This window comes from Micromonospora sp. NBRC 107095, from assembly GCF_030269705.1.
GTDB classification, from domain to species: domain Bacteria; phylum Actinomycetota; class Actinomycetes; order Mycobacteriales; family Micromonosporaceae; genus Micromonospora; species Micromonospora parva.
The window spans coordinates 26,707-41,066 of sequence record NZ_BSTU01000008.1; the positions used below are offsets into that span (position 1 = coordinate 26,707).

16 protein-coding genes are annotated in these 14,360 nt (G+C 73.1%); 14 read left to right on the top strand and 2 right to left on the bottom strand.

Features of this window, described 5'->3' with window-relative positions:
- Positions 1-4: 4 nt before the first annotated feature.
- From QSK15_RS31150 to QSK15_RS31190, 9 genes are all read left to right on the top strand, one after another.
- Positions 5-1,297 (top strand): O-antigen ligase family protein, encoded by a 1,293-nt coding sequence (locus QSK15_RS31150; protein ID WP_285797696.1) that lies wholly within the window; start codon positions 5-7, stop codon positions 1,295-1,297.
- Positions 1,294-2,931, top strand: coding sequence for a lipopolysaccharide biosynthesis protein (locus QSK15_RS31155; RefSeq protein ID WP_285797628.1), 1,638 nt, complete (start codon positions 1,294-1,296; stop codon positions 2,929-2,931). Before QSK15_RS31150 ends, QSK15_RS31155 begins: the two co-directional genes overlap by 4 nt.
- Positions 2,932-2,939: 8 nt before the next feature.
- The gene (locus tag QSK15_RS31160) at positions 2,940-3,842 is read left to right on the top strand and encodes a sulfotransferase domain-containing protein (protein WP_285797697.1); all 903 of its coding nucleotides are present in this window, start codon (positions 2,940-2,942) and stop codon (positions 3,840-3,842) included.
- Entirely contained in the window at positions 3,839-5,101 is a 1,263-nt protein-coding gene (locus QSK15_RS31165; protein ID WP_285797629.1) for a hypothetical protein, read from the top strand. The genes QSK15_RS31160 and QSK15_RS31165 overlap by 4 nt, the downstream gene beginning before the upstream one ends.
- Positions 5,102-5,317: 216 nt before the next feature.
- Positions 5,318-5,797 (top strand): glycosyltransferase family 28 protein, encoded by a 480-nt coding sequence (locus QSK15_RS31170; RefSeq protein WP_030335627.1) that lies wholly within the window; start codon positions 5,318-5,320, stop codon positions 5,795-5,797.
- A complete protein-coding gene (locus QSK15_RS31175; protein ID WP_285797630.1) occupies positions 5,794-6,468 on the top strand; it encodes a glycosyltransferase in 675 nt (224 codons plus the stop codon). Before QSK15_RS31170 ends, QSK15_RS31175 begins: the two co-directional genes overlap by 4 nt.
- Positions 6,465-7,388, top strand: coding sequence for a glycosyltransferase family 2 protein (locus tag QSK15_RS31180; RefSeq protein WP_285797631.1), 924 nt, complete (start codon positions 6,465-6,467; stop codon positions 7,386-7,388). The genes QSK15_RS31175 and QSK15_RS31180 overlap by 4 nt, the downstream gene beginning before the upstream one ends.
- A gap of 221 nt (positions 7,389-7,609) precedes the next feature.
- Positions 7,610-8,788, top strand: a complete 1,179-nt coding sequence (gene aroC, locus QSK15_RS31185) for a chorismate synthase (protein WP_285797632.1) — start codon at positions 7,610-7,612, stop codon at positions 8,786-8,788.
- Positions 8,788-9,291 carry a shikimate kinase gene (locus tag QSK15_RS31190; RefSeq protein WP_285797633.1) on the top strand — a complete coding sequence of 168 codons (504 nt, stop codon included), beginning with the start codon at positions 8,788-8,790 and terminating at the stop codon, positions 9,289-9,291. Before aroC ends, QSK15_RS31190 begins: the two co-directional genes overlap by 1 nt.
- A gap of 26 nt (positions 9,292-9,317) precedes the next feature.
- On the opposite strand, the gene QSK15_RS31195 is transcribed toward QSK15_RS31190, so the two are convergent.
- Entirely contained in the window at positions 9,318-10,046 is a 729-nt protein-coding gene (locus QSK15_RS31195) for an alpha/beta fold hydrolase (RefSeq protein ID WP_285797634.1), read from the bottom strand.
- A gap of 79 nt (positions 10,047-10,125) precedes the next feature.
- On the opposite strand from QSK15_RS31195, the gene QSK15_RS31200 reads away from it, so the two are divergent.
- The 5 genes from QSK15_RS31200 (at position 10,126) to nusB (ending at position 13,717) form a co-directional block, all read left to right on the top strand.
- Complete coding sequence (locus QSK15_RS31200; RefSeq protein ID WP_285797635.1) at positions 10,126-11,124, top strand: helix-turn-helix transcriptional regulator; 999 nt, start codon at positions 10,126-10,128, stop codon at positions 11,122-11,124.
- Positions 11,125-11,134: 10 nt separating this feature from the next.
- Positions 11,135-12,217, top strand: coding sequence for a 3-dehydroquinate synthase (gene aroB, locus QSK15_RS31205; RefSeq protein WP_285797636.1), 1,083 nt, complete (start codon positions 11,135-11,137; stop codon positions 12,215-12,217).
- Positions 12,214-12,639, top strand: a complete 426-nt coding sequence (gene aroQ / locus QSK15_RS31210; protein ID WP_030488396.1) for a type II 3-dehydroquinate dehydratase — start codon at positions 12,214-12,216, stop codon at positions 12,637-12,639. Before aroB ends, aroQ begins: the two co-directional genes overlap by 4 nt.
- Before the next feature lie 86 nt (positions 12,640-12,725).
- Positions 12,726-13,283 carry an elongation factor P gene (efp, locus tag QSK15_RS31215; protein ID WP_007458344.1) on the top strand — a complete coding sequence of 186 codons (558 nt, stop codon included), beginning with the start codon at positions 12,726-12,728 and terminating at the stop codon, positions 13,281-13,283.
- Positions 13,284-13,306: 23 nt separating this feature from the next.
- On the top strand, positions 13,307-13,717 hold the full coding sequence (gene nusB, locus QSK15_RS31220) for a transcription antitermination factor NusB (protein WP_285797698.1): 411 nt from the start codon (positions 13,307-13,309) through the stop codon (positions 13,715-13,717).
- A gap of 70 nt (positions 13,718-13,787) precedes the next feature.
- Here nusB and bldD read toward each other — a convergent pair whose 3' ends face one another.
- Positions 13,788-14,276 carry a transcriptional regulator BldD gene (gene bldD / locus QSK15_RS31225; RefSeq protein ID WP_007458348.1) on the bottom strand — a complete coding sequence of 163 codons (489 nt, stop codon included), beginning with the start codon at positions 14,274-14,276 and terminating at the stop codon, positions 13,788-13,790.
- Between the last annotated feature and the right edge of the window lie 84 nt (positions 14,277-14,360).

The window sequence follows — 14,360 nt, forward strand, 5'->3', positions numbered from 1 at the left end:
GCCGCTGCCGCCGTCCGCGCCACCGCAGCTGCCGCTCTGGCCGTTGACGATGATGTTCGGCCTGGTGCCACTCTGGTGGCTGCTCGGTGCGTTCTACCTCGGCTGGCCGCTCTTGGGCGCGCTGCTGTTCGCGTTGCTGCTCACCCGGGGGCGGGTGCCGCTGCCGCCGGCGGCCGGCATCTGGCTGCTCTTCCTCGCCATCGTGGTGGTCAGCGCCACCCAACTGTCGTCGCCGGCCTCGCTGCTCACCTTCGCCCTGCGCCTGGCCTTCTACCTGACCGCGCTGGTGGTCGGCGTCTACGTCTACGCCGCCGCCCGGGAACGCGCCAGCCTGGTGGCGGTGCTCACCCCGCTCTGCGCGTTCTGGTTCGGGCTGGTGGCGCTGGGCTGGCTCGGGGTGCTGGTGCCCCGGCTGGCCATGACGACCCCGATGGAGGTGCTGCTGCCCGGCGGGGTGGCCGGCACCCCGTTCATCCAGGACATGGTGCACCTCACCACAGCGGAATACAGCGCCCGCTCGCTGAACCCGATCTACCGGCCGGCGGCGCCGTTCGCGTACACCAACAACTACGGCAGCGCGTACGCCATGACCCTTCCCTGCGTGGTGGCCTTCGCCATGCTGCGCCCGCGTGGGTTGCTGCGCTGGGCGCTGCTGGCGTCGCTGCCGCTGTCGCTGGCACCGGCGTTCCTCACCCTCAACCGGGCGATGTTCCTCAGCCTCGGAGCCGGGCTGGCGGTGCTCGGAGTGCGGGCCAGCCTGCGCGGCAACGTCCGGGTGGCCGCGTCGATCGTCGGGGTGGTGGTGATCGGCGGGCTGGCCACACTGTTCATTCCCATCACCGAGCTGATCAGCAGACGGGTCGACTCCAGTGACACCAACACCGACCGGCTCTCGCTCTACACCGAGGTGATCCGCCGGGTGCAGGAGTCACCGTGGTTGGGCTACGGCGCTCCGGTGAACGTCGACACCGTGTCGGCGGCCGCGCCCATCGGCACGCAGGGGCAGTTGTGGATGGTGCTGTTCAGCCATGGTGTACCCGCGCTTCTCTGCTTCCTGGCGTGGTTCGTGGCCGCCGCGGTGATCTGCGCACGGGCGACATCGGCGGCCGGGCAGTGGTTGGCGGTGGTGCCGGTGGTCTGCCTCGTGCAGATCCCGTTCTATGGCATGGCGAACCAGAACCTGGCGGTCGCGTTCTTCGCTGTCGCCTTCGCGATGGCGCTGACCGAACGCGAACGGCTGACCCGGTTGGTCGGGGCGTCCCCGGCGGCTCCGCGCACCGCGACGGTGCCCGCATGACCGCCGCCACCCGACCACCGGCCGGTGCCGACGAGGGCCCGCCGCCGTCCGGCCCCGCCCGGGACCAGGCCACACCGTCGCCCTCCGGGGACGTCGGCACGGCCGAGACCCGCCGTAGCGCGCGCAGCGGGGTGGCCGGACTGCTGGGCGCGGCCACCAGCGGGTTGTTCGGGTTCGTGCTGGCCGTCGTGATCACCCGGGGGTACGGCACCGCCGGCGCGGGCGCGTTCTTCGCCGCGATCGGTGTCGTCACCGTGGCCACCGCGATCTGCACCCTCGGCGCGGAGACCGGTCTGATGTGGGCGCTGCCCCGGCGCACCGCCGGTGTGCGCGGTGACGCGGCCCGGATACTCCCGGTGGCGCTGATTCCGCCGCTGCTGGCCGGGCTCCTGGTGGCCGGTGTGGGCGTGCTGGCCGCCGACGCGCTCGCGCCCCGGCTGCTGGAGGGCTCCGGCACGAGCGGCGACACACTGCTCACCGTCACGTTCGCCGCGGTGCCGGTGGTGGTGGCGATGACCCTGCTGCTGGCCGCGCTGCGCTGCGTACGGCCCATCCGGGCGTACGTCGGGGTGCAGTTCCTGCTGCTGCCGGTCGCCCGCCCGGTGCTGGTCGGCGCCGCCGCGCTGGCCGGTGGTGGTCTGCTCGCCGGCATGACCGGCTGGTTGGTGCCGGCGGCGTTGGCGCTGCTGGTCTGCCTCACCCTCGTCGCCGGCCCGCTCGGGCTGGGCCGGGGAGCGACGCTGCGGCCGGGCCGCGCCGACTGGTCGACGTTCTGGCGCTTCGCGCTGCCCCGGGCCGCCTCGGCGGCCATCGACGCCGGCAGCATGTGGGTGGGGGTGCTGCTCACCTCGGCGCTGGCCGGGCCTGCGGACGCCGGCGTGTTCGGGGCCGTCGGCCGGTACGTGCTGGCCGGTCAGTTGGCCATGCAGGGGCTGCGGGTGGCGGTGTCCCCGCAGTTGTCCCGACTGCTCGGGCGGGGCGAGCGGGCCGCCGCGGCGGCGGTGCACCGGCAGTTGACCACCTGGGGTCTGGTGCTGTCCTGGCCGGTGTACCTGCTGCTGGCGGTCTTCGCCTTGGCCTTCCTCCAGCTGTTCGGGCCGGAGTTCACCGCCGGTGTGCCGGCGATGACGGTGCTCGCGCTGGCGATGCTGGTCAACACCGGAGTGGGCAACGTGCAGAGCCTGCTGCTGATGGGCGGGCGCAGCGGGTTGCACCTGGTCGCTGCCGTGGCCGGGTTGACGGTGACCGTCTCGCTGGGCCTCTGGCTGATCCCCCGGTACGGCGCGACGGGCGCGGCGGTGGCCTGGGCGGCCGGGATCGCCACCGAGAACCTCACCGCCGCCGGGTTCGCCAGGTCGGTGGTCCGGGAGCCGCTGTTCGACGCCGCGATGGTGCGTGCCGCGGTGGCCACCGTCGCGGGTGTGGGCCTGGCCGCCGGCGTGGGCGCACTGGTGGGCGGTCGCGGTCTGCCCGGCCTCGCGGTGGCGCTGGTGGTGCTGCTGGCCGGCTGCGTCGGCATGTTGACGTTGCCCCGGGTACGCGCCGGTATCCGGGGGACCATGAGGCAGATCCGGGGAGGGAACGACGCGGCCGCGGCCGCCGGACCCGCCCCGGCATCGACGAGAGGCAGGTGAGGTCGGTCGTGGTGTCCATGCGTGACCGGGTCAAGCAGTTGGTTCCGACCCAGGTGACCACCCGGGTGAAGGAGTCGCTCGTCGACTACGGCGTTCGCACCAGCGATCGCCGGCCGCTGCCGGACTTCCTGATCATCGGGACCAAACGGGGCGGCACCACCTCCCTGTGGAACTACCTCATCCAGCATCCGCTGGTGCCCCGGCTCTTCCCCGCGTGGAACACCAAGTCGGCGCACTACTTCGAGGAGCACTGGGGGCGCGGCGAATCCTGGTACCGCTCGCATTTCCCGACCGAGCGGCACCGCGAGGCCCTGGCCAGGCGGCACGGCGGACCGGTCCGGGTCGGTGAGGCCGCCCCGCTGTACATGTTCCACCCGCTCGCCGCGCAGCGGGTCGCCGCGTTGATGCCGACGGTGAAGCTCATCGTGCTGCTGCGAGACCCGGTGGAGCGGGCGTACTCGCACTGGAAGGAACGCCGTACCCACGGCATCGAACCACTGGACTTCGCCGCCGCGCTCGCCGCCGAGCCGGAGCGTACGGCGGGGGAGCGGGAGCGGCTGATCGCCGAACCGGAGTTCTTCAGCGAGCCGTACGACTGGTACACGTACCGGGCCCGGGGGCGCTACCTGGAGCACCTGGAGCCGTGGCTGGAGCGTTTCGACCGGCAGCAGATCCTCTTCCTGCCCAGCGAGGACCTGTACCGCGACTCTCGCGCGACCTACCGGCGCACCCTGGACTTCCTCGGTCTGCCGGCGTACGACCTGCCCAACTTCAAGGTCTACAACGATCGGCGTTCGGCGCCGTTGGAGCCGACGGTCCGCGCGGAGCTGACCGACTACTACCGGCCGTACAACGACGCGTTGCGCCAGCGGCTCGGGCTGGACCTCGACTGGGCGGACCGGGCGGCGTGACGACCCAGGCGGGCCCGGCCACCGACCCGCGCTCCCGGGTGGACGGCCTGGGTTGGGTGAGCCGCGCGGTCTTCCCGGACGACCGGGTGGGCCTGACGGTGGCGGGCGCCCCGCCGGCCGGTCACCGGGCGGTGGCCCGCTACGCGGTGGTGCCGTCGGTCGCCCGGGCCCGGTTCCTGGTGCCGTTGGGCGCCCCCCGGGCCGGGGCGGCGTCCCTGTTGGCGTACAACGCCCTGCGGCCACCGAAGGTGCGCGCGCTGCGGGCGGTGCTCGGCGGGTTGGCCCGGTTGGGCCGCGTGGGGCTCGCGCCCTTCCCGACGTTGACCGTCTCCGTGCCGGCCGGGGTGCCCGCCGCGGAGCTGCTGCTGAGCGAGCGGCTCTCCGCCGACCTGGGTGACACGCCGCTGCTGGCCGCTTTCGGGGTCCGACCACCCGACCCGAACGGCAAGCCCACCCTGCAACTCTTCGACGCCGACGGGCGTCCGCGTGGCTATGCGAAGATCGGCTGGAACGACGCGACCCGCGCGCTGGTCAGCGCGGAGGCGGCGGCGCTGCGGGCGTTGCGCGCGGTGGCCGACGTCGCCGACCACCCGACGCCGCCGAGGCTGCTCGCCGAGGTGTCGTGGGCGGGCCAGGTGGTCGCGGTGATCGAGCCGTTGCCTCCCGCGGTACGCGGTGTGCCGGTGGACGATCCGCCACGGATCGCCGCGCTGCTCGCCGTCGCCCGGCGCGGCGGCCCGGGGCGCACCCCTCGTCCACTGCTCGACTCGGCCTTCCTGCACCGGCTGGTCGATCAGGCCGGCCGGGCCGCGGCGACCGAGCCGGGCGGTGCGCGGGCGGTCGCCGCGGTCCGCGCGCTGGCCCGCCGGCACGGCGACACCAGTGTCGAGTTCGGCCACTGGCACGGCGACTGGGTGCCGTGGAACCTGGGCTGGCACGCCGGCCGGTTGGTCGCCTGGGACTGGGAGCACAGCGGGCCGGACGTGCCGGTCGGCTTCGACCTGGCGCACGACGCGTTCCAGCGCGCGCTCGTGCTGCGGGGGGAGCCGGCGGAGGTCGCCGCGTCGGCCGTCGACGGGTATCTGAGCCGGCACGGTGAGCGGCTCGGTCTCGACGCGGCGCAGCGCCGGCTCGTCGCCGACGCGTACCTGGTGGAGATGTGGTTGCGGACCTGGCGGCTGGCCGACGCGGGCGCGGGCTGGAACCCCGCACTGCATCCCGCACTGTTGGACGTCATCGAGAAAAGACATAGCGGCTGATCGGGAGGAATCGCGGCGGCGCAGGCGCGTCGCAGAGTAACGACAAAATCGCAGGTGGTCATGACGATCGATGGACCTCGGACGTTCGGTGCGCCCGCACCACCTGCTGCGGAGATCGTCATCTCGGCCGGTCGCTCTATTCAACGACCGGGGGGTCGTGTGATCTGCTTCTGCGTGGCGTGAACTGAAATTCCAAGCGAACTTGTGGGGAGTCGCGTGGACACGAACAACGACGACAGTGGGGCACCGGTGCTGCTGCTGGTCGGCTCCAGCGGCGGGCACCTGGCCCAACTACTGGCCCTGCGGCCCTGGTACGAACGGTGGCGGCGCTGCTGGGTCACCTTCGACACCCCGGAGGCGGTGTCGCTGCTGGCCGGCGAGGACCTGGTGCCGGCACACCACCCGACCACCCGCAACGTGCCGAACCTGCTGCGCAACGCGCTGCTGGCCTGGCGGGTGCTGCGGGCGCGGCGGGTCGCCGCCGTGGTCACCACCGGTGCCGGGGTGGCGGTGCCGTTCGTGGTGCTGGCCCGGCTGCGGCGCATCCCGACCGTCTACATCGAGGTGTACGACCGGATCGACACCCCGACGCTCACCGCCCGGCTCTGCCGGCCGTTCCTGTCCGCGATGCTCGTGCAGTGGGACGAGCAGCGCCGGCAGTACCCCGAGGCGACAGTCGTCGGGACGCTGCTGTGACGGGGGAGACGGGCACCGCCCGGCGTCCGCAACCGCAGCCGAGCACCGAGGCGGCCCGCCTGCCGCGCCAGCGTGACAGCTCGGCGGTCGCCCAGCTGCGACTGCTGGTGGCGGTGGGCACCGACAAGCACCCCTTCGACCGGCTGGTGGACTGGCTGGCGCAGTGGCACACGCAGGCCGCCGGCCCGATCGGGCTGACCGTCCAGCACGGGCACACCCGCGCGCCCCAGGTGCCCGGCGCGGTGGCGTTCCTCGGTCACGACGCGTTGCAACAGGCGATGAGCGACGCGCACCTGGTGGTCTGCCACGGTGGTCCGGCGACCATCCTGGAGGCCCGCCGGCACGGCCACCTGCCCATCGTGGTGCCCCGCGACCCGGCTCGCGGTGAGCACGTCGACAACCACCAGCTTCTCTTCGCTCGCCGGCTCGGCGCCGCCGGGCTGGTGGCGCTCTGCGAGACCCGGGAGGCGCTGCACGACGCGCTGGCCGCAGGGGTGGCCGACCCGTCCCGGTACGCGGTGGCCGCCGACCCGCAGGCACACGAGGCACAACGGGCGGCGGTGGCCCGGGTCGGGCAGATCATCGACGACCTGGTGGCCCGTTCGACCCCGCGCCCACCCCGGTGGTGGGCCTGGTCCCGGCCGCGTCCGGGTACGGAGGAGATTCGATGACCCAGCAGCCGAGCGTCAGCGTCGTGGTGCCCACCCGGGACCGCCCCGAGCTGCTGCGGGCCGCGGTGCGCGCGATCCTGGCGCAGGACTACCCGGGCCCGATCGAGGTCGTGGTGGTGTTCGACCAGTCCGCGCCCGACGAGTCGTTGACAGCGCTGGGCAGCGACCCGGCCCGCGTGGTACGCGTGATCAGCAACAGCCGTACCGCCGGGTTGGCCGGGGCGCGCAACAGCGGCACCCTCGCCGCCGAGGGTGAGCTGGTCGCGTTCTGCGACGACGACGACGAGTGGCTGCCCGGCAAGCTGACCGCCCAGGTCGACGCGTTGGCCGGTGATCCGGGCGCCGAGTTCGTCTGCTGCGGCATCCGGGTCACCTACGACGGGCACACCGTCGACCGGGTGCTCGACAAGGACCGGATCACCCTGGACGACCTGTTGCGCGACCGGATGACGGAGCTGCACCCGTCGACCTTCCTGATCCGCGCCACCGCGCTGCGCGACGGGTTCGGGCTGGTCGACGAGGAGATCCCGGGCAGCTACGCGGAGGACTACGAGTTCCTGCTGCGGGCCGCGCGCAGCGCGCCGCTGATCAACCTGCGGACGCCGTCGGTGCTGGTCCGCTGGCACAAGCGCTCGTACTTCGCGCAGCGCTGGGACACCATCTCAGAAGCGTTGCAGTGGTTGCTGCGCCGTTATCCGGAGTTCGCCGGTCAACCGGCCGGCGAAGCCCGGGTGGCCGGGCAGATCGCGTTCGCCCAGGCCGCCGCCGGCGACCGCCGGGGCGCGCTGCGCTGGGCCCGGCGCACCCTGCGCAGCAACCCCCGGGAGCCGCGCGCCTACCTGGCCCTCGCCGTCGCCGGTCGGGTGGTCCGGGCCGACGCGGTGCTGCGCACCCTGCACAAGCGCGGTCGGGGGATCTGAGCCGCCGTCGGCGGGCGCAGTCGCTGACGGCGGCGTCGCGCTGACGGCTGGGTCGCGCTGACGGCTGGGTCGCGCTGACGGCGGCGTCGCGCTGACCGTGGGGCGTCGCCTGGGTGGGCGCAGAGCAAAGGACGCCGGGGTCAGCGGGCGGCGGCGTCCGCTGGGCGGGACGCCCCGGGCGGCGTGCCGCGCCGGTGGCAGGCCGTGACAGACTGACCGCTGTGTTGCGTTGGCTGACTGCAGGTGAATCGCACGGTCCCGCCCTCGTCGCGATGCTGGAGGGGGTGCCGGCCGGCATCGAGGTGACCACCACCGAGATCGCCGACGAGCTGGCCCGTCGCCGGCTGGGCTACGGCCGGGGTGCCCGGATGTCGTTCGAGCGGGACGAGGTCGAGCTGCTCGGCGGCCTGCGGCACGGCGTCACCCTGGGCAGCCCGGTGGCGATCCGGGTCGGCAACTCCGAGTGGCCGAAGTGGCAGACCGTGATGGCCGCCGACCCGGTCGACAGCGACGAGCTGGCCCGGCAGGCGCGCAACGCCCCGCTGACCCGCCCGCGGCCGGGCCACGCGGACCTGGCCGGCATGCAGAAGTACGGCCACACCGACGCCCGGCCGATCCTGGAACGCGCCAGCGCCCGGGAGACGGCCGCCCGGGTCGCGGTCGGCACTGTCGCCAAGGCGCTGATCCGGCAGGCGCTCGGCATCGAGATCGTCTCGCACGTCCTCGAGTTGGGCCCGGTGGCCGCGAAGCCGGGGCTGCGCCCCACGCCGTCGGACACCGCCCGGATCGACGCCGACCCGCTGCGCTGCCTCGACCCGGAGGCCAGCGCCCTGATGGTCGCCGAGGTCGACGCCGCGAAGAAGGCCGCCGACACCCTCGGTGGCGTGGTCGAGGTGCTGGCGTACGGGGTGCCGCCGGGGTTGGGCAGCCACGTGCAGTGGGACCGCAAGCTCGACGCCCGGCTGGCCACCGCGCTGATGTCCATTCAGGCGATCAAGGGTGTGGAGATCGGTGACGGCTGGCAGCAGGCCCGATCCCGTGGCTCGGAGGCGCACGACGAGATCATTCCGTCGGCGACCGGCGTGCGTCGGGTCACCGACCGGGCCGGCGGGCTGGAGGGCGGCATCACCACCGGTGAGCCGCTGCGGGTCCGCGCCGCGATGAAGCCGATCTCCTCGCTGAACCGGGCGCTGGCCACCGTGGACGTCGCCACCGGCGAGCCGGCCACCGCCATCAACCAGCGCTCCGACGTGTGCGCGGTGCCCGCCGCGGCCGTGGTCGCCGAGGCGATGGTGGCGCTGGTGCTCGCTGAGGCCGCCACCGAGAAGTTCGGCGGTGACTCGGTCACCGAGATCCGTCGCAACGTGGCCGGTTACCTCGACGCGCTGGTGATCCGCTGATGGCACCGGTGGTCGTGCTGGTCGGCGCGCCCGGTTGCGGCAAGACCACCGTCGGGCGGGCGCTCGCCGCGACGCTCGGCGTGGAGTTCCGGGACACCGACATCGACATCGAGCAGATGGCCGGTAAGCCGATCCCGGAGATCTTCATCGACGAGGGTGAGGCGCACTTCCGTACCTTGGAACGGGCCGCCGTGGCCGCGGCGCTGGCCGGCGGCACGGGCGTGCTCGCCCTCGGCGGCGGCGCGGTGCTGGCCGAGGAGACACGGGCGGCGCTGATCGGGCACCGGGTGGTGCACCTCTCGGTCGAGCTTCCCGACGCGGTGAAGCGGGTCGGGCTCGGCGCCGGTCGGCCGCTGTTGGCGCTCAACCCGCGGGCCACCCTCAAGCACCTGCTGGACCAGCGCCGGCCGCTGTACGCCGAGGTGGCCACCGAGACGGTGGTCACCGACGGCCGGACCCCGGCCGAGGTCGTCGCCGAGCTCACCGCCCTGCTCCCGCGCTGACACCCGGCCCGGCCCGGCGTCGTTTGTCAGCTGTGGGCGATCAGGTCGAGGATGTCGGCCAGGGCCTTCGGCTCGCTGAGCATCGGCCAGTGTCCGGTGGGCAGCTCATGGAGTTGGCCGTCGGCCAGACCGGTGAAGAACGGGTGCTCCTCCCTGATCATCTGCTGCACCAGGGCGAGCGGGAAGGTGCTGGCGACCAGCGCGGTCGGCACCGGGTGCCCGCCGGTGCGGCGGACCGGGTCGGTGGCGGTCCGCAGCGGCTGCGGGGTGGCCCGGGTGCGCAGCAGCGCGAGCGTCGGCTCGTCGAGGCCGGCCAGGTTGGTCGGGTCGGCGGCCGGGTCCCAGGCGGGCGGCGGCAGCAGGTGCCCGGTGCCGATCGCGTCGCGCAGCCGCCGCTGCTCCTCCGGCGGCACCGTGTCGAACTGCGCCGTGCCGTCCGGTAGCGGCCCACTCTCCACATAGACGACCCGGGCGATCCGGTCCGGGGCGCGGTCCGCCGCCTGGGCTGCCGGCATCCCGCCGCCGGAGTGCCCGACCAGCAGGACGTCGCGCAGGTCCTCGACCTCGATCAGCCGGACGATGTCGGTGGTGTGCGTGTCCAGGCTGACCTGGGGCCCGGCGAGGTGGTCGCGTTCGGCCAACCCGGTGAGTGTCATCGGATGGACCTCGTGCCCCTGCGACCGCAGCGCGGCGGTCACGTCCCGCCACGCCCAGGCGCCCAGCCAGAACCCCGGCACCAGCACGAATGTCGCCATCTCTCGCTCCTTTGCTCGGTTACCGCTAGACCGTACGATCGAATCCGGACAGGATCCGCCCGGTTTGGAGGAGTGGCCCGTGTCACATCCCGCAGGTCGGGTGCTGGCCCTGCTGGAGCTGCTGCAGACCCGGCACCGCTCGACGGCCGCCGACCTCGCCGGCCAGCTCGGGGTGGACGAGCGGACCGTGCGCCGGTACGCGACAACGCTTGTCGAGCTGGGCATCCCCGTCACCGCCGACCGGGGTCGCCACGGCGGCTACCGGCTGCACCCCGGCTACAAACTGCCGCCGCTGATGCTCACCGACGACGAGGCGGTGGCCGTGCTGCTCGGCCTCGTCGTCGCCGAACGGGTCGGGCTCGCCACCGAGCAGCCTGCCACCGCCAGCGCGCTGGCGAAGATCCGCCGGGTGCTGCCGGCGGCGCTCGCCGACCGGCTCGCCGCCGTCCAGGAGCATCTGGGCTTCACCCTGCGTCGCCCGGACCCAAAACCCGGGCCGGCGTCGGGCACCCTGCTCGCGCTGGCCTCGGCCACCCGGCACCGGCAGCGGGTGGCGCTGGACTACCGCTCCTGGCGGGGCGAGCTGTCGCACCGCGAACTCGACCCGTACGGGTTGGTCTTCCACGCCGGCCGCTGGTACGTCACCGGCCACGACCACCGGCGCGGCGAGGTCCGCACCTTCCGGCTGGACCGGATCGGCGCGGTGACGCCCGGCGTGGCGACGTTCACCGTGCCGGACGGTTTCGAGGCGGTGGCCTGGGTGACCCGGTCGCTGGCCGGGGTGCCGTACCCACACGAGGTCGAGGTGGTGCTGGAGACCGACCTGGTGGCCGCCCGTCGCCGGATCCCGCCCAGCGTGGCCGAGTTGGCCGCCACCACCGACGGGGTGCTGCTGCGGGCCCGGGCGGAGAGCCTGCCCGGGATGGCCGCGCTGCTCGCCGGGCTGGGCTGCCCGTTCACCGTGCGGCGTCCGGACGCGCTGCGCGTCGCGGTGGCCGAGCACGCCCGCCGGTTGGCCGACTGGGCGGACCGGCCAGCAGGTGGACAGCCGCCGTCGCCGCGCCGCCCACTGGACTAGGCTGCCGGCGATGGACGAGGTGACCCGGATTCCGGTCGGCGGCGAGCGGCCGTACGACGTCTTGGTGGGACGTGACCTGCTGGGCGCGCTGCCTGGCCTGCTGCCCGGCGCGACGCGGGTGGCGGTGCTGCACGCGCCTCCGCTCAAGGCCCTCGCGGACGCGCTCGGCGAGCGGCTGCGCGCCGCCGGCGTCGAGCCACTGCCGATCGAGGTCCCCGACGCCGAGTCGGGCAAACACATCGACGTGGCCTCCGCCTGCTGGGACCGGCTGGGAGCGGCCGGCTTCACCCGTACCGACGCGGTGGTCGGGGTGGGCGGCGGCGCGGTCACCGACCTGGCCGGCTTCGTCGCGGCCTGTTGGTTGCGGGGGGTGCGTTGGGTGCCGGTGGCGACCTCGCTGCTGGGCATGGTCGACGCCGCGGTGGGCGGCAAGACGGGCATCAACACGGCCGCCGGCAAGAACCTGGTGGGTGCCTTCCACCCGCCGGTCGGGGTGCTGGCCGACCTGGCCACGCTGGACAGCCTGCCCGCTGTCGACCTGGCGGCCGGGTTGGCCGAGGTCGTCAAGTGCGGGTTCATCGCCGACCCGACCATCCTGGATCTCGTCGAGGCTGACCCGGCGGCCGCCACCGACCCGCGTGGGCCGGTGAGCCGGGAGCTGATCGAACGGGCGATCCGGGTCAAGGCCGACGTGGTCGCTGGCGACCTGCGCGAGTCGGGCCTGCGGGAGGTGCTCAACTACGGTCACACCCTGGCCCACGCCATCGAGCAGAACGAGGGCTACCGCTGGCGGCACGGTCACGCCGTCGCCGTCGGCCTGGTGTACGCGGCCAGGCTGGCCCGCCTCGCCGGTCGACTGGACGCGCCGACCGCCGACCGGCACCGGGTCACGTTGACCGCGCTGGGCCTGCCGGTGAGCTACCCGGCTGACGCCTGGCCGCAGCTGTTGGCAGCGATGCGGGTGGACAAGAAGACCCGGGGCAGTCGGCTGCGCTTCGTGGTGCTCGACGGGCTGGCCCGCCCGGCGATGCTGGAGGGTCCGGACGACACGTTGCTGGCGGCGGCGTACCAGGAGGTGGCTGCCAGCCTATGAAGGTCTACGTCCTGAACGGGCCGAACCTGGGTCGGCTGGGCACCCGCGAGCCCGACGTGTACGGCGCGACCACCTACGCCGACCTGGTGGCGCTCTGCGAGGCCACCGGCCGGGAGCTGGGGCTGGAGGTGACGGTCCGGCAGACCGACGCCGAGCACGAACTGCTCGGGTGGCTGCACACCGCCGCCGACGAGGGCGCCGCGGTGGTGCTCAACCCGGCCGCCTGGTCGCACTACTCGTACGCGGTGCGGGACGCGTGCGCCATGCTGCGGGGGCCGCTTGTGGAGGTGCACATCTCCAACATCCACACCCGCGAGGAGTTCCGGCACCACTCGGTGGTGTCGGCGGTGGCGACCGGGGTGATCTGCGGGCTGGGTATTGACGGTTATCGTCTCGCCCTGCACCATCTGGCCGCCCGCTGAGAGCCCGCCCCGAGCGGGGGCCGGGCGATTCGACGCAGCTAGTAGACTCTCAAGGTCTGTCCGCCAATTGATGATCAAGGCAGGAAATGGCCTCCACCAACGACCTCAAAAACGGCCTGGTACTCAACCTGGACGGCGAGCTCTGGGCCGTCGTCGAGTTCCAGCACGTCAAGCCCGGTAAGGGTGGTGCCTTCGTGCGCACCACGCTGAAGAACGTGCTGTCCGGGAAGGTGGTCGACAAGACCTTCAACGCGGGCACCAAGGTCGAGACCGCGACCGTTGACAAGCGCACGATGCAGTACCTGTACGCCGACGGCGAGGACTTCGTCTTCATGGATCTGGAGACCTTCGACCAGATCACCGTGCCCGGTGGCACCGTCGGTGAGGCAGCCAACTACCTGCTCCCCGAGGCGGAGGCGACCGTCGCCCAGCACGAGGGTGTGCCGCTCTACATCGAGCTGCCCACCAGCGTCGTGCTGGAGGTCACCTACACCGAGCCGGGCCTGCAGGGCGACCGTTCGACCGGCGGCACCAAGCCGGCGACCGTGGAGACCGGCGCCACCGTGCCGGTTCCGCTGTTCATCACCACCGGCGAGAAGATCAAGGTCGACACCCGCGACGGCCGTTACCTCGGCCGCGCCTGATGGCTGAGGGTGCCAAGCAGCAGATGCCGGCGCGCCGCAAGGCGCGCAAGCGGGCGCTGGATGTCCTCTACGAGGCCGACCTCAGGGACAAGCCTCCGGTGGAGGTGCTCGCCGGCTACGTGCAGCGGATCGAGCAGCCCCGGCCGGAGCACCTCGGCTACGCCGTCAGCCTGGTCGAGGGTGTCGCCGAGCACCTCGACCGGATCGACGAGCTGATCGCCAGCTACGCCGAGGGGTGGACCCTCGACCGGATGCCGGTCGTCGACCGCAATCTGGCCCGGATCGCCGTGTACGAGTTGCTCTACGTCGACGAGATCGACGACGCGGTGGCGATCAGCGAGGCCGTGGAGTTGGCCCGGCAGATGTCGACCGACGATTCGCCGCGCTTCCTCAACGGGGTGCTCGGCCGGATCGCCGAGTACGCCACCCGCTGAGGCTCACGCACCCGCGACACCGAAAGGGCCCGTGCCGTCTGGCACGGGCCCTTTCGGGTGAAGCGACAGCTCAGGAGGCGAAGAACGCCCGGGGGTCGGCCACCAGCACGCCGTGCTCGGTGAGCCGCTCGATCAGACCCGACGGTGAAGCGTCGTAGACGATCGCGAGGGCCCGCAGGTCGTCGGCGCGGATGGAGAGCACCCGGCCGTTGTAGTCGCCGCGCTGCTGCTGGATGGCGCGGGCGTAGCGGGCCACGTAGGCCAGGTCCTCGGAGGCCTCGTCGTAGAGCCGCTCCAGGTCCAGGACAATCTTGCTGGTGGGCTCGTGACGGACGCCACTGCCGTCAGGCAGCAGCTCCGAGACGGGTACGCGGTAGAACTCGGCCAGCTCGGCCAGACGGGACACCGTCACGGCCCGGTCGCCACGCTCGTACGAGCCGACCACCACGGCCTTCCACCGCCCATTCGACTTCTCCTCCACACCCTGCAGGGAGAGACCCTGCTGCTGGCGGATGGAGCGCAGGCGGGCGCCCAGAGACTTGGCGTATTCAGAGGGCATTCGGACACTCCCAGTGCTGCTCGGGGTTCTCCCGTCGATCGCTACGGAGCGTGACGGTACGGGGAATGCGACACGTGGTCAAGT

Excerpts from the sequence above, each read along its gene's own strand:
- aroB (WP_285797636.1), top strand. The coding sequence starts at position 11,135 with ATGGACGAGGTGACCCGGATTCCGGTCGGCGGCGAGCGGCCGTACGAC.
- QSK15_RS31190 (WP_285797633.1), top strand. The coding sequence starts at position 8,788 with ATGGCACCGGTGGTCGTGCTGGTCGGCGCGCCCGGTTGCGGCAAGACC.
- nusB (WP_285797698.1), top strand. The coding sequence starts at position 13,307 with ATGCCGGCGCGCCGCAAGGCGCGCAAGCGGGCGCTGGATGTCCTCTAC.
- aroQ (WP_030488396.1), top strand. The coding sequence starts at position 12,214 with ATGAAGGTCTACGTCCTGAACGGGCCGAACCTGGGTCGGCTGGGCACC.
- efp (WP_007458344.1), top strand. The coding sequence starts at position 12,726 with ATGGCCTCCACCAACGACCTCAAAAACGGCCTGGTACTCAACCTGGAC.
- QSK15_RS31155 (WP_285797628.1), top strand. The coding sequence starts at position 1,294 with ATGACCGCCGCCACCCGACCACCGGCCGGTGCCGACGAGGGCCCGCCG.
- QSK15_RS31180 (WP_285797631.1), top strand. The coding sequence starts at position 6,465 with ATGACCCAGCAGCCGAGCGTCAGCGTCGTGGTGCCCACCCGGGACCGC.
- bldD (WP_007458348.1), bottom strand. The coding sequence starts at position 14,276 with ATGCCCTCTGAATACGCCAAGTCTCTGGGCGCCCGCCTGCGCTCCATC.
- QSK15_RS31195 (WP_285797634.1), bottom strand. The coding sequence starts at position 10,046 with ATGGCGACATTCGTGCTGGTGCCGGGGTTCTGGCTGGGCGCCTGGGCG.